The sequence below is a fragment of the Helicobacter pylori genome (assembly GCF_003637685.1).
GTDB lineage: Bacteria > Campylobacterota > Campylobacteria > Campylobacterales > Helicobacteraceae > Helicobacter > Helicobacter pylori_CJ.
Genome location: NZ_MVWW01000004.1, coordinates 144,438 through 164,122 on the forward strand (window position 1 = coordinate 144,438; position 19,685 = coordinate 164,122).

Consider the following 19,685-nt stretch of genomic DNA (forward strand, 5'->3'; position numbering starts at 1 on the left):
CCTTATTTAATCCAATTGATCATCTCTTTAAGATTTTTACATTGTATCCAAGAATGAGGAGTTTTTAAAAAATTTGCGCTCAATAAAAGGTTATTTTTAACTTTAGCGTTCAAGCCGGCTAGCATGTCGCTCTCTTTATCGCCTATCATGAAAGATTGATCCAAGCAAATTTGATGCTCTTTAGCGGCTTGTAAAATCAAAAAAGGCTTTGGCTTTCTGCAAGCGCAATTTTCTTCTGGGGCGTGCCTGCAAAAATAGACGCCATCCAAATTAAAACCTAATTCTTTGAGCAAGCTTTCTTGGAGGTATTCGGTGAGGTTTTCAAAATCTTTAAGGGTGTAATAGCCCCGGTTGATCCCAGATTGGTTGGTGATTAAAAGCAGTTTATAGCCCAAAGATTTCGCATGCTTTAGCAATTCAAAAATCCCTTTTTGAAACTCAAAATCTTCTTTTTGACTCACATAGCCTTTATCAATATTGATAATGCCGTCTCTGTCCAAAAAAAGGGCTTTGTTAGCGGTCATGGTGGCTCTCTTGCTGTGGTGTGGCGTTGTTTTGATGGCACATCATATCGCTTTGGTGGTGCATTGCATGGGGTGTTTGGTGGCTAATGAGCATGATCCCCATATAAAGGACATAAAGCCCAAAAACCCCCATTAAGCCTTTAGACAAAAGATTGAAAAATTTCCTGTAAGAAATGGAAATTTTGCTTAAAAAAACCCCCATTAAAAACAACGGCATGCTGGTGCCAAGCCCAAAAGAAAGGCCTAGCATCGCTCCCATAAACGCGCTATGACTGAGAATCACGCTCGCTAAAAACGAATACACCATCATGCAAGGTAAAAACCCGTTCAGCACGCCTAGAAAATACAGCCCTAGAATGTTTTGAGATTGCAAGGTTTTTTTCATCAAAAAAGAGATGAAAGGGATTTGAAAGCTTAATTTTTCCACTTTAGATCCTAAGAGCGCTAAAAAGATTAAAATAATCCCCATGCTCATCAATAAAACACCCCTAAAACCCATGCCCACGCTAAGACTATGCCCTAAACCTGCCGTTATAGCCCCTAAGAGCATGTAGGTGCTGATCCTCCCCACATTATAGAGGGCATGGCAAGCGATCTGGTAAGAAAAGCTTGTAACTTTAGAAAACCTTATTTGACTAAACGCGCTCACAATCCCCCCACACATGCCCACACAATGCCCTAAAGACATGCTCAAAGCGGCTAAAAACATGCCCAAAAAACTCAAATTCTGCATCATTTGCATTCTAGTATCCCTGCTTTTTTAAGAGCGATTTCCATCCCGTCAAAAACCAAACGCTCCTTGCAAACAGAATGGGGTAAAAACGCGCTCAAATACTTCGCATCGCCCCCACAAAGATAGATTTTTTGATCTTTGGCTAGATGCTGGATACAAGCAATGACGCTCAAAACCATGCCGTAATTCACAGCGTCTCTGGTGTTTTTAGGTAAAACTTCTAAAGAATCTAAGGCTTTGAAAGGTTGCTCTAAAATTTTAGCGCTTTTTTTATACGCATGAATATATTGGGCTAAACCGGGCAAAATACACCCTCCCAAATGCTTGCCTTCTTTGACTAAATCAATCGTAATCGCGCTCCCCGCATCCACCACCACGCCATTATTTAGCGCCAAACATGCCATTTGCCGGTCTATCCCAAGCCCTACATAGTCGGTTTCTAAATGAAAAAACCCTGCAATATTTTTAGCGTTAGGGTAACAATTTAAAAGGGCTTTTTCATTTTCTTCATTCACGCTAATGTAAAAAATTTCCTTTTGAATACCCAAACGCTTTAAATCTTCTTTAGCGCTTGAAAAGAGCTGATAATTTTGCGCGAAATGGATGCGCGTATTACCTATATCGCATAAAATCAAGTCTTTTAAATCCTTAAAAGATTGCCTAGCTGGCATAGGCCTACTTCTTATTCATTTCTAAAGCTTTTCTTCTTTCTTCAAGCTCTTTTTCATCTCTTTCTTGATGCTCTTTTGCTCTTTGTTCAAATTCTCTCGCTCTTTGTTCGGCTTTGGCTTTTTTCTTTTCTTCTTTCAAGCGGCGTTTTTCTTCTTTAGAATTTGGTTTATTCTCTTCTTTAGAAGCCTTGTTTTCTTTAGGAGCGTTTTGTTTTTCGCCTTGTTGGGTAGCGTTATTTTGATCCCTAATAGGCTCAGGCCTTCTGGTTTTAACCTCTTCTTCTTCAAACCCGCTATTTCTTGGCTTAACTTTGTTTTCTTCTAAAGGCTTTTCTTTAGCTTTATGCCTTTCTTGCAAATAAATAGGAGCGTTCCCTTTTTCGCCTTTTTGAGATTTTTTAGATGCCGGTTTTTCTACAACAGGATAAAGTTTTGGTTTAAAATCATTATAATCTAAATAGTAGCGATCATAATACACCCGATTTTTATCATAAAACACCCCTTTATCCAAACGATTGGATGAAAAAAACTTAAAACTGCCTATAGACGGCGTTTTATAGACATTATACGAATCAAAATCATTCAAATCCACCTCTATTACATACCCACGCTTTTCTAAAGAATACAATTTATTGTGGTTTAACACAATGGTATTGAGCGAAGCAAAGGGCAGTTTCACGCTGTTTAATTCCCTCAAACTCTTATCCATTTGCAAAATCTGCCCATCTAGCGTGAGTACGTATAAAGTCCCCTTATCATAAAGCAAATCCACAATATCCCCATCATAGTTGAACTCTTGACCGCTCACCACTGAGAGTATCCTTTTCCCTGTAGAAGCGATCATGTTATTGCCATCTACGATAAGGTAGGTGATATTGTTAAAAAACTTATCGCTGCTGATAACAATGTTTCTAATAGGCGTAGGGTTTCCATGCACATAATCCACGACCAACAAGCGCCCATCTAACATAGGGAACACCACGACCGTATCCATAAAAATAGGCATCGCCATTAAAGAATTGATCGTGGTGCTTGGAGAACCTTTCTCGCTAAAAAGCAATTTTTGAGAAGTGATGTCGTATAAATTCGCTGAATTGTCCGCTAACACCACCGCTAAAAGATTCCCTTTAACGCTCGCGCTCAAGGCAAAAGTTTCCAAAGGGATAACGATAGATTGTTGGCTGGCGTTAGGGTTATTGCTAATCAATTCCACTTGATGACAGACTTTATCTTGGACTTCCGCTTCAACGCCCTTTAATTTCAATTCCGTTTCTTCAGTCTTAGCCACCTTTTTTTTGCTTGTTTTTTTATCAATCTTGTTCAAACAATCTTGCGCAAGGATGAAAAACCCTTGACTCTCATTTAAAAAACTGCTTTCGTAATTGAAATTCTTACCGATTCTTAGCTGCGTTAAACCTTTATCGCCTATAACCGCCCCATTTTTCAAAATGGCTCCATAACGATTAGACGAAACGATACTTTCTTGCAAATGGTTAGGGAAATACGCTTCGCCTTTAACTTGGTGTTTAGCGGGTTTGAAATATTTTCTCATGTTACAGCCGCTAAAGACAATTAGGGCTATGAGTAAGATTAAAAATGGTTTATTCATCAAATCAATGCGTTCCTTGAATAGTTTCTTTTTTTAGATTGGTTGGTTTGGAAGGGTTTTGCTGAATATCTTCTAACATTCCATAGTGTTTTAAAACAGAGATTATAGCATAGAGTGAAGAACTTAGAGGGATAGTGGATAAACTTTGATGCGCTTTTTTGATCGCGTCTTTAGAATTTTCTTCATACAACAAGTTCACTTCTTGTAAAGCGCTCATTTCTTTAAGAATGGGGCTTTTTTTAAGCAAGTTTTTATCTCTAGAGAGCGATGCGTAAGAATATTGTGCAAAAGTTTTAACGATTTCATTAGAAGATTGCGAAAGTTTTTTAAACTCGTTTGCATCGTTTCTTTCACTCGCTCTGGCGAATTGATACAAATCATACAACTCTGGGGCGACTTCTTTCAATCTTTTTTGCAAAGCTATATTATTAGGACTCTCTAGCACTTCGTTATAAATTTGAGTGATCCGCTCTCTGGTTTGCTCATGCTTATAATCTTGTAATTTTGTATCCCCTAAATAAGCGATAAAAGCCACCACGATAAACAACAACACCCACTTGTAGCGTTTGAAAAATTTTTCTAATCTAAACGCCCCCTCTAAAAGCTTTTCATCGCTTTTAAATTCGCTTTTAACCTGCTCTAAATTTTCCTTAATACTCATGCCTTGCTCACTCCCGTGCTACCAAACCCTCCGCTCCCCCTTGAAGTTTCATCTAATTGCTCGCATTCTATAAATTCGGCTTTATAAGTTTTTTGAACCACCCCTTGAGCGATCCTATCCCCTACCTGGACTTTAAAATCTTTATCGCTCAAATTCGCTAAAATGACCTTAATTTCGCCCCTATAATCATTATCCACCGTGCCAGGAGAATTTAACACCATCACTTGATGATTCAAAGCCAAACCGCTACGGGTGCGCACCTGCAATTCATACCCCACTTCTAAAGACAAACAAATCCCTATTTTCACCAACCCCACGCTATGAGGTTTGATCGTTACTTCTTCTACAGCGTGCAAATCAAAGCCTGAAGAACCCTCGGTTTGGTATTCAGGGATAAGGGCGTTTGGGTGGGTTTTTTGGATTTTAATTTTCATCAAAACAAATCTCTTTATAATAAATGTCTAAAATTTCAAAATCGCTCTCGCCATTGGGTAATTGAATGCTCACCGCATCGCCCTTGCTCTTACCGATCAAACTCTTAGCGATCGGCGAACCAAAAGAGATTAACCCTTTAGCCGGATCGCTCTCCACGCTCCCTACTATCGTGTAAGAAAACTCTTTATCGTTGTCTAAATTAAGGATTTTAATCGTGCTCCCAAAACTCACTTTATTATGGGCTAAAGCGCTCGGATCAATCACTTGAGCGTTAGCGACAATTTCGCTTAAATCCACGATCCTCGCTTCAATGAAGCGTTGTTTTTCTTTAGCGGCATGGTATTCAGCGTTTTCTTTCAAATCCCCATGCCCTCTAGCAATATCAATTTCTTTCACAATATTAGGCCGTTCCACCTCTTTTAATTGCTTTAATTCCGCACAAATCTTATTGTATCCATGCATACTCATAGGTTCTTTATTCATTTAATCTCCTAAGCTTATTCAGTAGAGATTATAGTAAAAATTAAGTTAAATTCAGCAAAAAAGCCATCTCTTCGGCGACTTTTCTCGCGCTCCCATGTTTTAAATATTCCCTTAATCTCAAACTTTCTTTAAAATAGCGCTCTCTGTCCATTTCTTTATACGCTTTTAACAAACCCTCTACGCTCAAAAAATGCTGGATCAATTCCGGGTGCAATTGGCTCTCCCCAAGCCCTGGAGTTTCATCATTTAAGGCGTTATAAAAAATATTCGCTAAACCTATATAATGCAAATTGACCAACATTCTAGCGATCAAAAAATCCATCGTTTTAGCCCTATACGCTAACACAAAAGGCGTGCCAATCAAAGCGGCTTCTAAAGTCGCTGTGCCGCTGCAAATGAACGCAAATTCCGCTTCAAACAAACTCTTATGCGCATCATAAGAAATTTCAAATAATTGAATGTCTTCTCCATAAAGAGCTTTCAAATCCAACCCCTTAAAGAAACTCGGCACCACCAACACACGCCTTTTGAACCCTTCGTTTTGTTCTAAAATTTGAGCTACTTTGACAAACAAAGGGAACATTTTAGCGATTTCGCTTTTTCGGCTTCCTGGCATAAACACTAGAGTTTCGCCCTTAATATCTTTTTTATAGTATTTAATTTCATCTAATAAAGGGTGTCCTACATATTGGGCTTTTTTTTGGTAATAGCTCACTTCAAAAGGCAAAATCGCTCCCAAAAAATCGCAGTATTTTTCAAGGCTTTTAGCGCGCCATTTTTTCCATGCCCAAACTTGCGGTAAAATATAATACATGATTTTTTTATGCGGATCTTGTTTTTTGATTTTTTTGGCTAGGGGGATATTGAAAGAAGAAGAATCCATTAAAAGCACCATATCCGCTTGTTTGGCTAATTGGACCATTTCTTTATGGGCTTTGAGTAAAAACCCCAAACGGCCTATCACGTCTCTAAAACCCATGACAGAAAATTCCCTAGGGCTATAGAGCGCGTTTTTCCCTTCAAACACGCCAATAAAACGATAACCTTTAGGCAAATTGCGGCGTAATTCCTCTAAATGAATATTAGAGCTCGCTTCTAAAGCGCTCACTAAAATCGTGGGCATTATTTGTCTTTCAAAAGGTTTTGGACTTGATAGAGCTTGATTTCTTTATGCAAATCCCTCAATTCAATTTTGAGCAATGCATTTTCAAAATCTTTTTTAGAGAGATGGTTTTTTAAAAGCCTGTTTTCGCGCAAAACGCTGCGGTATTGCAAGTAAATCCCTTCATCAAACACGCGCTTGCTTGGTTTTGCCATGATAACCTGATTATCACTAGTGAAAACCTCCACTTCTTCAAGGGATTTAGGGAAAATCACATCCTCTTCTGTATTTTGCGTTTCTTTGTTTGAGCGGGAGTTTTCTTTTTCTGATTTTTTTTGATAGATTTCTTGCTTCAAACCTTTTAAAACGCTCTTTTTCTTACGCAAGATTTCTTGGACTTGCTTCAATTCCAAACGGATCTTTTTTAAAACTCCTCTAGTGTCTTCAATTTCTTGCTGGTAAGCGTTCAATTCTTCTTGCATCGGTTTTTATTCCGCTAACATTTCTAAAGACAACAAACGCATTTCATTGCCTTGAGTGATAATGACATTCTTGCTGTGGCATTTCTCACACACTCCATAATCTAGTGCGTTAGGCTTAAAAACATGCGAACAATCCTTACACTCTAATTCAACCTTTTCATCTACAATGTCTAAAATAGCGTCTTTACACACCAAAGATTCTTCTCTAAAAGTCTCAAACGCGCTCACAAACAAGCTCTTATCCATAGCGCTTCTTTCACCAATACCGACCACGACTCTTTCAATCTTATGGGCTTGATTTTTCTTCGCATGCTCTTCGCAAAGAGCGATCAAAGAAGAAACGACCGAGTATTCATGCATACTAAACCTTAATCTTTAAATTAGCCCCTATTATATTGTATTAGAGTAATCCTTTGGTTTATTGCTTAAGATTCAATAGGGTGTTAAGGATTTGATCAGATGTGGTTACCGCTTTAGAGTTCGCTTGAAACCCCCTTTGAACCACAATCAAATTCGTTAAACTCCGGCTCAAATCCACATTACTAGACTCCAGTTTGGATCCTGAAATCGAACCCCTACGCCCCGTATTAGCCGCACCGATTAAGGCTTGCCCTGAGTTTCCAGTTTGAGAAAAGACATTCCCCCCCAAAGCCTGTAAGCCCGCATCGTTAGCGAAATTCGCTAAAGCCACTTGAGCGAGCGCTAAAGTCCTGCCATTACTGAACGCCCCTAAAAGCACCCCGTCTGAATCAAAGCGGACATCCATCAAATCGCCCGCTTGATAGCCGTTTTGCTCAATCGCGTAAGTTTCAGAGATCTTATCCACGCTCGTTAGCCCGTCAAAGCTCCCTGAGGAACCAAAGGCTAAATTGATGCGTTGAGGGGCATCAGCGCCATTTTTAGGGTCAAATTGCAAAAGAGGCGGGTTCATGCCTGCAAGCGATCCGTCGTTATTGAAGTGCAAACGGCCTCCCTCAAACACATTAGGCCTAGCCGCTGACCCCCCTACTAATTCCCCAGGCTCAGGCACGATCACTCTAAAATTCCATTCCGCTCCCCCACTCCTATAAAACTCAATGCGCATGGCGTGTTTAGTGCCTAAGCTGTCTATCACATCAATGCTTGTCGCATGCGTAGCGTGGGTGAATTTAGAACTGCTCGCTGACGCTCCCCCTTCAATTAAAGAAGCGGTATTAAGCCCTTTCATGGCGTTTTTAAACAAAACATTGTTCGTTACGCTGTCTGAAGAATACCCGCTCACAAAGATATTAAGGTTTTCTTTAATGACATTTTTATTGTCTTTATTATTGATTTCAAACATGCCGTATTGGTTGATTGTAACCCCTATAGAAGCGGCTGAGTCTTGGTAATTGTCCGCTAAACTAGGATCTTTTACGATATTAGCGTCATGCTGGATTAAGGCGCGCAAGTCTTCAGTGGTCCTAAACTGCCCAATATCCGCATTAGGGCTAATAGAATGCGTGTAGCTGTATTTGAAAGCCGTTACATCTTTATCGCCGTCTAAAAAGTTGGCGAACGCCCCGGTCCCGGCTTGCGTAACCACAATGTTTTTAAGCTTTTCATCGCCGTCTAATTCATTGGTGTTTTCCAAACGCAATTGCTTGCCGTCCAAATAAGCTTCAATCCCTGTTTGGCTTTTGACCGCATTGATCGCATTTTTCGCCGCCACTAAGCTTGAAGTCCTGCTCACCGCTGAATCGTTCGTGAAAGAAATCTTAACCCCATTCAACTCAAGCGTGCTGTTTTCTGCAGAAGGGAGAATGTCTTTGACCATTTTTGCACTCTTATAGCTCACCCAAATCCCTTGATTTTCATTCAATAAAAGAGCGTCGCCATCTTCATTGTATAAAGATCCCATGTCTTCGGCGACTTGAGCAAGATTCGTGCCTGAATCATACACCGGATTAATGCCATCTGAAGGGGTTTTGGCTGAAGAATCCAAAGCAAATATCGCCGCTGTTTGATCCGCATGCCTTCCGGCGTTTAAATTCGCTCTCATAGAAATGCGGTTGCTCGCTCTGGCTGGCATCACCATTCCAGGATCAATCCTAATGTTTTCTAAAGGGCCGGTGTTATCCACTTTTAAAGCGTCCGTATCGCTCCCTTTATTGCCGGTATCGCTCCCGTTTCTCACCCACCCTTGCACCACAAGCCCGCCGGTGGTAACCAAACTCCCTTGCGAGTCAAAAAGGAACTCCCCATCTCTAGTGAAATTGCGCGTGATCCCCCTATCAGGGCTAATGATGAAAAAGCCATCGCCTTGAATCGCTAGATCGGTTTTGACATCTGTGTTTTGGATATTGCCTTGTGAAAAGATTTTAGTCGTCGCATCCACGCCTACCCCAAGCCCCACAGAAAAGTCATTCTGCCCTGCTAACCCGTTTTTATAGGGCGCGGTAGCGATGAGTTTGACTTGAGAGAGCATATCCACAAAAGAAGCCCTAGAATATTTAAACCCAGTGGTATTCACATTAGCAATATTGTTACTCTCAATATCCAAAGCGATTTGGTGGGCTTGCATCCCATTGACACCAGACCATAAAGACCTAAGCATGGTTATCCTTTAATGTAAAGAAATTCAATCTATGCCAAATAAAGCAAAAGTTGTTCCTAAATAGCTTTTTAGAATGATTGATTGCGGATTTTAAGTTTTGTTAATCAAAAAGATCGACCAAATTCATAAGGGGATAGGGAGTTTTGTAACACCACCCCTTAATTACACTTTTTAAAGCTTATCGCTCAAATTTAAAAATCTAACTCGCTTTAGCGCAAAATCGCGCATTCATGATCTTGAATCTCTTCGGCTGAAGCGCGATTTAAAGTCAATGGGTTAAATTGTGTCGCTAATAAGACAAAGGAGTTATCGCTTTGTTGCACCACCGCCAAGCCATAGTCTCCTATGCGTTTGTGCACGTTAGGCACTTCTTTATTAAGCATGACAAACGGGCTTTTTTGCGCTAATTCGCTCTCTGTTACCCGACGTGCCAAATATTTATGCCCATTCAAGCCCCCTGATAATGGCGACCAACGGCTGTTGATTTTTTTTAGATGATTATCCAGCTGTTTGCGCGCATCAAGGCTAATGCAAGAGATATGGATGTGAAAATGGTTTTGCGATCGCCCTTTGCTAGAGTTAATCGTCAAAGAAATCGCGCTATCAGGAATAGGTTTGCCGTATTTTTTACTCATAAAATCACGCGCTTGCCAGGATAAATAAAAAAAGTTAGGCGTAGAGAGATCAAGCAGCAAAGGGCTTTCAATACCGCTAATGTGAGTTGTTGGCATCAACAAATATTGCAACGGGCCGTTAATATCTTTTAAAACCACATAGCCGGCATCGGGTTTGACTTCTATGCATGGCGAAGGATTTTGACTTTTCTCGTAATTAGGCAGACATTTCTCAAAAACAATCTTACGCAACACATTCGGATCTTTAGCGTTTAAACTCATAACAGCGATAGCCACCACCGCTAAAAAAAGAAAGCCCGCTTTTTTCATCTTTTTTGCTCCTTGTTTTTAATAAGAGTTTTTGCAAACTCTCTTGTTATTTTTCTACAATAGTGGTTAAAATCTTTAATCATTATGATTATTTTAATAAATTTTAACTTATTAGTAACATTTAGTAACCTATTTTAAAAAGAGATTTTTTGAATGATAACTAGAAAAAAATTAAATTGATAACATTAAAAAAGCTAAAAGAATTTTTTAAAAAATTAAATAGCTTGCGAAAAGCAGGCGATAATTTTTCACCATGCGATCTTATGGGGTTGGTGCTTATCTAAAATAAAGCGTTTTATAACCTTGATTTAGGTAATATCATCGCACTAATACCACAATAAGGACGATTATCATGCAAGATTTACCCCCATGCCCTAAATGCAACGACGCCTACACCTACCATGATGGCACGCAATTGGTTTGCTCTAGCTGTTTGTATGAGTGGAATGAAAATGAAGTTAATGATGAAGAATTGATCGTTAAAGATTGCCATAATAATCTTTTACAAAATGGGGACTCGGTCATTCTCATTAAGGATTTAAAGGTTAAAGGCTCATCCTTAGTGCTTAAAAAAGGCACTAAAATCAAAAACATCAAACTTGTCAATAGCGATCACAATGTGGATTGTAAAATAGAAGGGCAGAGCCTGTCTTTAAAATCTGAATTCCTCAAAAAAGCTTAGGAGAATACAAAAGCTTAAGAAAAAACTTAGTGGCTTTTTAGGCTTGTAAAAATCATTTTTTAGAAAAAATCAACTTGTCTAGCTTGAAAAAAATCACCGCTCCAATGGTTTGCCCCAAGAAAAGATTGAGCCACAACGGAAAATTGAAATAATAAAAAATCTCCATAAAAGGCAGCATCACCAACGCGCTCAACATCCATCTAAGCCAATAAACCAAAAACAGCTTAGAAGCGTATTCTGTGCCAAGTTTCTTAAAAAATTCTCGCATAAAGACAATCCTTTAAACCCTTTTTGCAAACTCTCCCTAAAAAGGAAAGCCCGCTATCAAGGAATATTCCTAAATTTCATGCCTTTAGACAATCGTATAGGACACTCTTTTTTCAAAAAGTTTGCTCTCGTAATTGCCTAAATCCCTACCATCTACAAGGGCAAAGGCATCGCCAAAAGTCGCCAACAAGGCAGAATCTAACTGCATGTCTTTATGACGATTCAACGGGATAAAGACTCCCTTGTGGTTATTTTGAAAATCAAACGCTAGAAATGAATCTTTCAAATACACTTCCACTCTAGGAGCGTTTTTCACCACGCTGTTTTGAGCCAATTTCAAGCCTTGCACTTCAGCGCTTTTAATCCCGCACGCATGGCATAAGGACACAAACATGCTCTCTTTAGAGATAGTTGCAAACCAAGGCAAACTATCTCGTTTAGGTAAATTTTCTTTACCCTCTAGAGCCTTTTGTCTCTTGGGCATCTCATGCTTGATGAACGCATAAAAGTTACGGACGCTTTCTTTGGGGGTTGTTCCCTTGAGTTGGTTGGCAATGTTAGCCATGCTCGCATCGTCTCTTTCATAACGCCCCATTGCTACAAAATCGCTCGTTTCAAACAAACGCTCATTCAATTGATAGCTAGCGATCTCATAAGACAAATGGACTTGCTTTTTTTGAGCACTTTTTAAAAAATCCACTTGCAAATAAGGCACTCCAAAATTGAGCATGCTTTTATAGCTGGCATGATTGCCTTGTAAATGCACATTGCTCGCTACAACACTCGGCATGGGAATGAAAAGTGAAGTGTGTTCTGCAGAATCAAAATCAATGCTGTACTCAGCCTCTATTTTATATTTTTTTGCAACACTCCCTTTGCTTTCTTCTGCCTGCAAAATCTGTGCTCCTAAAACAGCGCTTGTAGCGCCTAAAGCAGTCGTTTTAATAAAATCCCTTCGTTTCATAACTATAACTCTTTATTGTAATTTCTAAATCCGTTGAATGAATGAAAAAGTAGGACACACCACCAAAGGATTGATGAGTATCCAAAAACCTAAATTTTGAAAGACAAAGCGTTCCTAAAAAATAAGAACGCTTAAAGAAAAGGGTTACTTTTTCTTTTTTGTGTGGTGCATGTCTTTTGCGTGCATGTCTTTCATCATTTTTTGGTGTTTTTCAAGAGCTTTTTTAACTCCCTCAGCGTATTTGGGGTCAGCTTTCTTGAAATGCTCCAATTGTTTATCCACAATTTCCTTATGGGTAACATGGGCTAAAGACTCTCCAATAGTGTCATGCAACCTTTCTTTTTCATCAGCTGGCAATGAGCGGTAGTAATCACCTGGTTGGGTGTAGTAATCGCTATCATCAGCTCTGTAATCCCAATTCCACACTTCAAACTCTTTTTCAATATGAGCTAAGTTGAACTTAGGATCCCTAGCACTCTTATCTTCTTTATAGCCAGGCAATGAGCTAGGCGTATAGTTTTGTAAAGAGCCGTAGTACCCGTTTTGCATGTAACCATCTCTGCTAGAAGAGTGGAACGGGCATCTTGGCCTATTAACCGGTATCTGAGGGTAATTAACCCCTAAGCGGTAGCGGTGTGTGTCTCCATAAGAGAACAAGCGCCCTTGTAACATCCTATCAGGGCTATAGCCAATTCCAGGAACGACATTAGCCGGAGTGAATGCCGCTTGCTCCACTTCTGCGAAATAGTTTTCAGGATTTTTATTCAACTCTACAATGCCCACTTCCATCAACGGATAATCTTGGAGATACCAAATTTTAGTTACATCAAACGGATGGAATCGATACTTCTTAGCATCTTCTTCTGGCATCACTTGAATGCTTAATTTCCATTTTGGGAAATCCCCTCTAGCGATCGCATCGAACAAATCCCTTTGATTGGAATCAGGATCATGCTTTCTGATTTCTGCGGCTTCTTCATTAGTCAAGTGCTTAACGCCTTGCATGGTGTGAAAGTGGAATTTCACCCAAAAGCGTTCGCCTTTAGCGTTGATGAGACTGAAAGTGTGGCTGCCAAAACCATCCATGTGGCGGAAAGATTTAGGGATACCTCTATCGCTCATAACCCATGTTACTTGATACAAGCTTTCAGGAACACTACTCCAAAAATCCCACACCATGTCGTGGTTAGGCAAATTGGTTTGAGGATCTCGTTTTTGAGTGTGGATGAAATCAGGGAATTTAATCGCATCACGGATAAAGAAAACAGGCGTGTTGTTCCCTACTAAATCCCAATTACCTTCTTCAGTGTAATACTTCATCGCAAAACCTCTAGGGTCTCTTACCGCATCCGCAGCGCCTCTTTCACCAGCCACAGTAGAAAATCTGAAAAAGCATTCGGTTTTTTTGCCCACTTTAGAGAAAATTTTCGCTTTAGTGTATTTAGTGATGTCTTTAGTCACGGTGAAAGTGCCATAAGCCCCACTTCCTTTAGCATGCACCACCCTTTCAGGGATCCTTTCTCTGTCAAACGCCGCTAACTTTTCCAAAAACCAAGTGCTTTGTAATAAAACAGGACCTCTAGGGCCGGCCGTAATCACATTGTTGTCATCCCAAACGGGAGCACCAAAAGCAGTGGTTTGTTTCACATCTTTATTAACCATCTTTTTTCCTTTATTTGATCTTAAATCTTCGTAATCCGACACTAGGCCAATTACTTGTGGTGATTATTACATAATTTGTTATATAAAGACTAACAAGATTCAATTTCCTTAAAAAATCTTTTTTTTAAGAATAAAAACCCCCCTTAAGTATTTCTATTCGTAACAATTAATGAAAATAAGAAAGATTAAAAACAAAATTTTATTTTTAATCTGGTTTTAATAATAATTATCATACTATTCTATCTCAATGTTTTAGCGGATTTTGTTTTTTTTTTTTTGATTTTTATTTTTTGAATTTTTAAATTTAAGGAGAGTTGTTGGATGTTTTTAAGATCATACCCAAAGCTTAGATACGCTTTATGTTTACCCCTACTCACTGAGACTTGCTATAGCGAGGAGCGCACTTTAAATAAGGTTACCACCCAAGCTAAAAGGATTTTCACTTATAATAATGAGTTTAAGGTAACTTCTAAAGAATTGGATCAACGCCAAAGCAATGAAGTCAAAGACTTGTTTAGGACTAACCCTGATGTGAATGTGGGTGGAGGGAGCGTGATGGGGCAGAAAATCTATGTGAGAGGTGTTGAAGACAGGCTTTTAAGGGTTACGGTGGATGGGGCTGCACAAAATGGCAATATCTACCACCACCAAGGCAACACCGTGATTGACCCTGGCATGCTCAAAAGCGTGGAAGTTACCAAAGGTGCGGCTAATGCGAGTGCAGGGCCAGGAGCGATTGCGGGAGTGATTAAAATGGAGACTAAAGGAGCGGCTGATTTTATCCCTAGGGGGAAAAGTTATGCGGCTAGCGGGGCGGTGAGTTTTTATACCAATTTTGGGGACAGAGAGACTTTCAGATCGGCTTATCAAAACGCGCATTTTGATATTATCGCTTACTACACGCACCAAAACATCTTCTATTATAGAAGCGGCGCCACAGCGATGAAAAACCTTTTTCATCCCACACAAGCCGATAAAGAGCCAGGAACCCCTAGCGAGCAAAACAACGCTTTGATTAAAATGAATGGCTATTTGAGCGACAGAGACACGCTCACTTTTAGCTGGAACATGACACGAGATAACGCCACACGCCCTTTAAGAAGTAACGCTATAGGGTTAGCCTATCCTTGTGAAGCCCCTTTTAGTCCTGATGGCGCTCAAGGGTGTCCTAATGTGCTAGATAGTTTCACAAGGTATTTGTATCACTCTATCAATAGCGCTAACAATCTTTCATTACAATACAAAAGGGAAGCGGGAAATTCTTTTGGCGACCCACGGTTGGATTTTACCCTTTATACAAGCATCAGAAACGCTCAGTTTGATCCTTTATTTGATCCTAATGGCGTTTATGCTAAATTCCCCACTTCTTTAGCGAGCGCATGGGAAAGAGAAAATTACCCATGCGTTGAAGGCGGGTATTGCACCCCAAGCTTTTCTGATGTGGATAAACCAAGCTCACAGCCTAGGAATTTGTTTTTAAACAACACCGGGTTAAACCTAAAAGTCGCACATGTGATTGATGAAGCCACAGACAGCCTTTTTGAATACGGATTCAATTACCAAAATTTAAGCGTTTTTGACGCTCGCATCCCCAAATCAGAATTATACAGGCCTAATCAAGTCTATACTGATGATAAAGGGCAAAAACAAATCGCTTGCACTCTTGTGGACAATAACCCCAATGACCCTACGCTGTGCCAAAGAGGGAAAGCCAATGGGAATATTTATGGAGGCTATGTGCAAGCGAATTACTCGCCTCATAAAATCATCACTTTTGGAGCTGGGGTTAGGTGGGACGCTTACACGCTTTATGATAAAGACTGGAACCACCGCTACACTCAAGGCTTTAGCCCTAGCGCGGCTCTTGTGCTAAGCCCCATTGAGCCTTTATCTTTAAAAATCACTTATTCTCAAGTTACAAGGGGGGTTATGCCAGGAGATGGCGTGTATATGCGCCAAAACGATTTGCGATACGCTAAAAATATCAAGCCTGAAGTGGGCTCTAACGCTGAATTTAATATTGATTATTCAAGCCAGTATTTTAGCGGGAGGGCTGCGGCGTTTTATCAGGCTTTGGATAATTTCATCTCCCAATACGCGCAAACTCTAGTTGTGAATAATCTCAGTCAAGCGATTCGCATTTATGGCTATGAAGTGGGTGGGACTTTTAGATACAAGGGCGTGAGTTTGAATGTGGGGATCTCGCGCACTTGGCCCACCACTAGGGGGTATTTAATGGCGGACAGCTATGAGCTTGCCGCAAGCACCGGTAATGTTTTTATCATCAAATTGGATTACACCATTCCAAAAACAGGGATCAATCTTGCATGGCTTAGCCGTTTTGTGACCGGTTTGGATTATTGCGGGTTTGATATTTACTTGCCTGATTATGGGACGGCTGAGAAACCCAAAACCCCTACCGATTTAGCCAAATGTGGATCCCAATTAGGGTTAGTGCATATGCATAAACCGGGCTATGGCGTGAGTAATTTTTATATCAATTGGAGTCCTAAAACCAAAAGCCGCTGGAAGGGTTTGCTGCTTTCAGCCGTGTTTAACAATGTTTTTAACAAATTCTATGTGGATCAAACAAGCCCCTATGTCATGAGCCCGGATATGCCAGGCACTGACGCTGTTAAAAGAGCGATCGCAGAGCCCGGTTTTAATGCGCGTTTTGAAGTGGCTTACAAATGGTAGTTAGTGGGGCTTTAAGCGTTGCGCATGCGTGATAGCAACGGCTATCGCATCGCTAATATCCAAAGGCTTGATTTCGCTTGTGATGTTAAGCAAGCGTTTGACCATAAAGGCCACTTGCTCTTTAGCGGCTTTCCCGTTACCGGTTAGGGCTTTTTTGACTTGTAAGGGCGTGTATTCGCTAAAATTTCCGATCCTTTCTAAAATCTTTAAGGACAACGCCCCCCTGAATTGCGCGAGCTTGATCACGCTTTTAGGGTTATACCCAAAAAAAATATCTTCAATCGCTACTTCATTGACTTCGTAACGATCCAATAAGCAATCCAAGGCTTCTATCAAATCCAAGATTTGTTCTTGCAAGCGTGTCGTGGTGATATTAATGAACCCAGCCGTGATTAAAGAAAGCTTGTTAGAAGCGTGAGAAATGATAGCATACCCGCATTTCCTGCTGCCTGGGTCTATTCCTAAAATACGCATCAATCATTCCTATTATTTAATTGCAAGGTTTAAAAAACGCTATTATTATATCCATGTTTCTTGTTGGTGCAAAATACAAGATTGCATTAAGAATTTTTAAAAAATTTAGCGTATAAATAAGGGAGCAATAAATGAAAGCAAACACAATCATACTAGTGGATTGGGAGAATTTCAGACGCGATATTAAACAAACAAAATGCGTTAATTACAATATCGCTTTAGATGTGATCGTTACTATCAGAGCTTTTTTACTAGATGATGAATGGATCAGTCGTATTTACTTTTATACCACCCCACCCTTTGATTTTGAACATGCGTTATGGGATAAAAGGAATGACACCCTCCAAAATGAAAAAAATCCCGGAACAGAAATGAAAATCTTCACCAGCAGCGACATTGAAGAAATCTTACAAAGCAGTGAAGCGACTAAATGGGAGAAGATTTATAGCGATGTGGAAAATTTCCAACACGATCTGGCTTCATTGGATCAAGTGGAATTGAGATTAGGGAGGACTAAGTTAAACGCAATAAGAGTGGAGTTTGATGGGAGTTATAGGGCGTTATTAGAACAAAAACAGGTGGATATGCTCATGGGTCTTGACATTCAAAGAATAGCCTTTAAAAAAATAGCTGATAGGATTTTGATATTTTCAAAAGATACGGATCTAATCCCCGCGCTCAAATTAGCCAGAGATGAAGGGCTAAGGGTGGATATTGCCGATTTGTCTAACAGATTGTCTCTTCTTAGCCAGGATTTGAAATACAATTCGGATAAAGTGAGGAAATTGAGCAGTAACGAAGTCAAAGACAAGCTTTTTTCCATCAGAGAAAATCTCACTAAAACCAACTGGGCTTTAAACTAAACCATAAAAAGGGTTATTTCATTTTTATAGAGTTTAAAAAATCATTTTTTAAAAACTCAATTATTGGCATTTGATTAGAACAAAGCCAGAATTTTTAAAGGGGTTTTTAGGCTTATTTTTCTCATACTGACTGGGTTGGGTAGTTTATTGCCTTGCTTATTCTTTTGTGGTAGGATTGGGGTTATCAAGGTTTAGGGGATTAGTATCTTTCCCCTTGTAATTTGGTGCTAAAGGCGACTCAATTAGCCCATTCCTTGATTTATCCACTTCATAGCTTGTAATAACCAACTCACTCTTTAATGATTCGCCTTATCCATTATCATTCTCGCTTCCTCTATGATTTGATTGTAGCTATACTCTTCGTTAGTTTTCATTTCCTGACTTCCTTGGCTTTTTCAAGTTTTTGTTTTATAGTTTCAATGGTAGCCCACTCATTGCTTTTTAGCATTTTCAGCTATCCTGCGGAATGAAAGAGTGGATAATGTCCGCCTTGTTCATCTCTGCTTTAACATCGTTTTTTGTTTTTCATTTATTTATTCTCCTTGCGTTCTCCTTGAAAAGATTTAAGCCGTTATTTGGCTTTGTTAGGGTTTTTATGGTAACATTCTTACAGACATCGCTATAGGAAATCGACCTATGGTTGCCCCTTAGAGAGTTTGGTGTCTTGTATTAAAGCTTTGATTGGTATATCGTTTTTAAGATTAATTCATTTTTCATTCATTGACTTGTTGTTTCTTTTTGTGTGATTACTAAAGTATGGGTTAGAGAATAATTTTCTAACCCACACTAAAAACACTTTAAGTGTGCCAATAGACCCTGACACACAAGACGCAAGGGCTTGTGTATGGTCAAGGTGAGGCTTTTTAATGCTTTTCATTCCTTACTCCTTGTGTTTAATTTTTTATGTTAAAGTTTCAAAACGCATTAGCTTTATCAAATATGTCTAGCACTCAGCTCATAACTGATGTTCGATCGCTATTCTGAGATTTTGCTAATGTTTTTCTATGGGCTACACTATCCTTATAATTTCGTTTTATCTTCGTTTTTAGTATTAATTCATACTTTTCAGCTTCTGCTTGTTCTAAAGGGCTTAAATGGGTAGGTTTTGGTGTGGTTTCGTTTAAATTTTCGCTTGTTTTTAATAAATCCTCTTGACTATTTAGCGGTTTTGGTGTAGGATTAGGTCCTACGGAGTTTAAAGAATAAATGTCCTTTTCTTTAGTGATTGCTTGCGAGGTCGGAAAATGCGTGGGCTTCTCTGTTGTATCTCGTAATTCATAACTGCTTATCACCCAATGATTTTCTAAATCTTTGTTATTCCATGTGTTATTTAAACCTACTCTCTTATTTCCATAATCTACAAACACACGCCCTAAATGATCCGTGCCTTTAGTGCCTTTCTCTAACACTTCAGGGATAGATTTAACGATATTTAAGGCGTATTCTTTAGCTTCTGCTTCACTTAAGCCTAAAGAAAACGCTTGCTGTTCTCTTCGTTCTAATACATGCGCTAACCCATAACCTACGCTGTCTTTAGTCTTTGGCGTTCCCCACACAAAATCAATCCCTCCTAAATCGTCCCTATAAGCTACGCCTGCGACTTGTCCGTTCTTTTCTTGTAATATTTCTCTAACGCTTCCTTAGGCTTTAAGGCAAACTCGGGGTAATTTGCGCCAAACTCTTTGAGTGGGGTTATAGCGTGTTGTTCTTTAAGAAGATTTTTTGCGTTGGCTTGTTCAAGCGGGCTTAATTTTGTAGCTTCTTTGGTGGTTTCGTTTAAATTTTCGCTTGTTTTTAATAAATCCTCTTGATCTGTTAAATCTTTTTGTGTAGGATTAGGTTCATGGGGATGGTTTC

General features: G+C 39.6%; 18 protein-coding genes and 2 pseudogenes. 3 read left to right on the forward strand and 17 right to left on the reverse strand.

Annotation, left to right across the window (positions count from 1 at the left end):
- Positions 1-2 precede the first annotated feature (2 nt).
- The 12 genes and pseudogenes from gmhB to cdh form a co-directional block, all read right to left on the reverse strand.
- Positions 3-524 carry a D-glycero-beta-D-manno-heptose 1,7-bisphosphate 7-phosphatase gene (gmhB, locus tag EAL44_RS04440; RefSeq protein WP_121075152.1) on the reverse strand — a complete coding sequence of 174 codons (522 nt, stop codon included), beginning with the start codon at positions 522-524 and terminating at the stop codon, positions 3-5.
- Complete coding sequence (locus tag EAL44_RS04445; RefSeq protein ID WP_121075155.1) at positions 514-1,266, reverse strand: sulfite exporter TauE/SafE family protein; 753 nt, start codon at positions 1,264-1,266, stop codon at positions 514-516. Before EAL44_RS04445 ends, gmhB begins: the two co-directional genes overlap by 11 nt.
- Positions 1,257-1,928, reverse strand: a complete 672-nt coding sequence (locus tag EAL44_RS04450; protein WP_121075158.1) for a type III pantothenate kinase — start codon at positions 1,926-1,928, stop codon at positions 1,257-1,259. The genes EAL44_RS04445 and EAL44_RS04450 overlap by 10 nt, the downstream gene beginning before the upstream one ends.
- Positions 1,929-1,932: 4 nt before the next feature.
- The gene (gene pgbB, locus EAL44_RS04455; RefSeq protein ID WP_121075160.1) at positions 1,933-3,537 is read right to left on the reverse strand and encodes a plasminogen-binding protein PgbB; all 1,605 of its coding nucleotides are present in this window, start codon (positions 3,535-3,537) and stop codon (positions 1,933-1,935) included.
- A gap of 4 nt (positions 3,538-3,541) precedes the next feature.
- Entirely contained in the window at positions 3,542-4,198 is a 657-nt protein-coding gene (locus EAL44_RS04460) for a hypothetical protein (RefSeq protein ID WP_121075163.1), read from the reverse strand.
- Positions 4,195-4,632, reverse strand: a complete 438-nt coding sequence (gene dut / locus EAL44_RS04465) for a dUTP diphosphatase (RefSeq protein ID WP_121075166.1) — start codon at positions 4,630-4,632, stop codon at positions 4,195-4,197. Before dut ends, EAL44_RS04460 begins: the two co-directional genes overlap by 4 nt.
- Positions 4,622-5,116, reverse strand: coding sequence for a transcription elongation factor GreA (gene greA / locus EAL44_RS04470; RefSeq protein WP_001031337.1), 495 nt, complete (start codon positions 5,114-5,116; stop codon positions 4,622-4,624). The genes dut and greA overlap by 11 nt, the downstream gene beginning before the upstream one ends.
- 40 nt (positions 5,117-5,156) lie before the next feature.
- Positions 5,157-6,239 (reverse strand): lipid-A-disaccharide synthase, encoded by a 1,083-nt coding sequence (gene lpxB / locus EAL44_RS04475; RefSeq protein WP_121075169.1) that lies wholly within the window; start codon positions 6,237-6,239, stop codon positions 5,157-5,159.
- The gene (gene mua / locus EAL44_RS04480) at positions 6,239-6,700 is read right to left on the reverse strand and encodes a nickel-binding protein Mua (protein ID WP_121075172.1); all 462 of its coding nucleotides are present in this window, start codon (positions 6,698-6,700) and stop codon (positions 6,239-6,241) included. Before mua ends, lpxB begins: the two co-directional genes overlap by 1 nt.
- A 6-nt stretch (positions 6,701-6,706) precedes the next feature.
- Positions 6,707-7,060 carry a hydrogenase/urease nickel incorporation protein HypA gene (gene hypA / locus EAL44_RS04485; RefSeq protein ID WP_000545280.1) on the reverse strand — a complete coding sequence of 118 codons (354 nt, stop codon included), beginning with the start codon at positions 7,058-7,060 and terminating at the stop codon, positions 6,707-6,709.
- Positions 7,061-7,118: 58 nt separating this feature from the next.
- Complete coding sequence (gene flgE, locus EAL44_RS04490) at positions 7,119-9,275, reverse strand: flagellar hook protein FlgE (protein WP_000946402.1); 2,157 nt, start codon at positions 9,273-9,275, stop codon at positions 7,119-7,121.
- Positions 9,276-9,484: 209 nt separating this feature from the next.
- Positions 9,485-10,379 (reverse strand): annotated as a pseudogene (gene cdh / locus EAL44_RS04495) (CDP-diacylglycerol diphosphatase); the annotation flags it as partial.
- 192 nt (positions 10,380-10,571) lie between these two features.
- Here cdh and EAL44_RS04500 point away from each other — a divergent pair.
- Complete coding sequence (locus tag EAL44_RS04500; protein ID WP_001153404.1) at positions 10,572-10,901, forward strand: zinc ribbon domain-containing protein YjdM; 330 nt, start codon at positions 10,572-10,574, stop codon at positions 10,899-10,901.
- A gap of 52 nt (positions 10,902-10,953) precedes the next feature.
- Here the strand turns inward: EAL44_RS04500 and EAL44_RS04505 are convergent, their stop codons facing one another.
- From EAL44_RS04505 to EAL44_RS04515, 3 genes are all read right to left on the reverse strand, one after another.
- Positions 10,954-11,169 carry a hypothetical protein gene (locus EAL44_RS04505; protein ID WP_001206520.1) on the reverse strand — a complete coding sequence of 72 codons (216 nt, stop codon included), beginning with the start codon at positions 11,167-11,169 and terminating at the stop codon, positions 10,954-10,956.
- Positions 11,170-11,253: 84 nt separating this feature from the next.
- Complete coding sequence (locus EAL44_RS04510; protein ID WP_121075178.1) at positions 11,254-12,132, reverse strand: twin-arginine translocation signal domain-containing protein; 879 nt, start codon at positions 12,130-12,132, stop codon at positions 11,254-11,256.
- A 144-nt stretch (positions 12,133-12,276) separates the two neighbouring features.
- The gene (locus tag EAL44_RS04515) at positions 12,277-13,794 is read right to left on the reverse strand and encodes a catalase (protein ID WP_121075181.1); all 1,518 of its coding nucleotides are present in this window, start codon (positions 13,792-13,794) and stop codon (positions 12,277-12,279) included.
- 321 nt (positions 13,795-14,115) lie between these two features.
- Between EAL44_RS04515 and EAL44_RS04520 the strand changes: the two genes are divergently transcribed.
- The gene (locus EAL44_RS04520) at positions 14,116-16,491 is read left to right on the forward strand and encodes a TonB-dependent receptor (RefSeq protein ID WP_121075184.1); all 2,376 of its coding nucleotides are present in this window, start codon (positions 14,116-14,118) and stop codon (positions 16,489-16,491) included.
- On the opposite strand, the gene ruvC is transcribed toward EAL44_RS04520, so the two are convergent.
- Positions 16,492-16,965 (reverse strand): crossover junction endodeoxyribonuclease RuvC, encoded by a 474-nt coding sequence (ruvC, locus tag EAL44_RS04525; protein ID WP_001221154.1) that lies wholly within the window; start codon positions 16,963-16,965, stop codon positions 16,492-16,494.
- 131 nt (positions 16,966-17,096) lie between these two features.
- Here ruvC and EAL44_RS04530 point away from each other — a divergent pair, with 131 nt between their 5' ends.
- Positions 17,097-17,828: an NYN domain-containing protein gene (locus tag EAL44_RS04530; protein ID WP_000646774.1), complete on the forward strand. Its 732-nt coding sequence runs from the start codon at positions 17,097-17,099 to the stop codon at positions 17,826-17,828.
- 1,061 nt (positions 17,829-18,889) lie between these two features.
- Here the strand turns inward: EAL44_RS04530 and EAL44_RS07975 are convergent.
- Positions 18,890-19,685 (reverse strand): annotated as a pseudogene (locus EAL44_RS07975) (DUF3519 domain-containing protein); the annotation flags it as partial.

Excerpts from the sequence above, each read along its gene's own strand:
- gmhB (WP_121075152.1), bottom strand. The coding sequence starts at position 524 with ATGACCGCTAACAAAGCCCTTTTTTTGGACAGAGACGGCATTATCAAT.
- EAL44_RS04445 (WP_121075155.1), bottom strand. The coding sequence starts at position 1,266 with ATGCAAATGATGCAGAATTTGAGTTTTTTGGGCATGTTTTTAGCCGCT.
- EAL44_RS04450 (WP_121075158.1), bottom strand. The coding sequence starts at position 1,928 with ATGCCAGCTAGGCAATCTTTTAAGGATTTAAAAGACTTGATTTTATGC.
- pgbB (WP_121075160.1), bottom strand. The coding sequence starts at position 3,537 with ATGAATAAACCATTTTTAATCTTACTCATAGCCCTAATTGTCTTTAGC.
- EAL44_RS04460 (WP_121075163.1), bottom strand. The coding sequence starts at position 4,198 with ATGAGTATTAAGGAAAATTTAGAGCAGGTTAAAAGCGAATTTAAAAGC.
- dut (WP_121075166.1), bottom strand. The coding sequence starts at position 4,632 with ATGAAAATTAAAATCCAAAAAACCCACCCAAACGCCCTTATCCCTGAA.
- greA (WP_001031337.1), bottom strand. The coding sequence starts at position 5,116 with ATGAATAAAGAACCTATGAGTATGCATGGATACAATAAGATTTGTGCG.
- lpxB (WP_121075169.1), bottom strand. The coding sequence starts at position 6,239 with ATGCCCACGATTTTAGTGAGCGCTTTAGAAGCGAGCTCTAATATTCAT.
- mua (WP_121075172.1), bottom strand. The coding sequence starts at position 6,700 with ATGCAAGAAGAATTGAACGCTTACCAGCAAGAAATTGAAGACACTAGA.
- hypA (WP_000545280.1), bottom strand. The coding sequence starts at position 7,060 with ATGCATGAATACTCGGTCGTTTCTTCTTTGATCGCTCTTTGCGAAGAG.
- flgE (WP_000946402.1), bottom strand. The coding sequence starts at position 9,275 with ATGCTTAGGTCTTTATGGTCTGGTGTCAATGGGATGCAAGCCCACCAA.
- EAL44_RS04500 (WP_001153404.1), top strand. The coding sequence starts at position 10,572 with ATGCAAGATTTACCCCCATGCCCTAAATGCAACGACGCCTACACCTAC.
- EAL44_RS04505 (WP_001206520.1), bottom strand. The coding sequence starts at position 11,169 with ATGCGAGAATTTTTTAAGAAACTTGGCACAGAATACGCTTCTAAGCTG.
- EAL44_RS04510 (WP_121075178.1), bottom strand. The coding sequence starts at position 12,132 with ATGAAACGAAGGGATTTTATTAAAACGACTGCTTTAGGCGCTACAAGC.
- EAL44_RS04515 (WP_121075181.1), bottom strand. The coding sequence starts at position 13,794 with ATGGTTAATAAAGATGTGAAACAAACCACTGCTTTTGGTGCTCCCGTT.
- EAL44_RS04520 (WP_121075184.1), top strand. The coding sequence starts at position 14,116 with ATGTTTTTAAGATCATACCCAAAGCTTAGATACGCTTTATGTTTACCC.
- ruvC (WP_001221154.1), bottom strand. The coding sequence starts at position 16,965 with ATGCGTATTTTAGGAATAGACCCAGGCAGCAGGAAATGCGGGTATGCT.
- EAL44_RS04530 (WP_000646774.1), top strand. The coding sequence starts at position 17,097 with ATGAAAGCAAACACAATCATACTAGTGGATTGGGAGAATTTCAGACGC.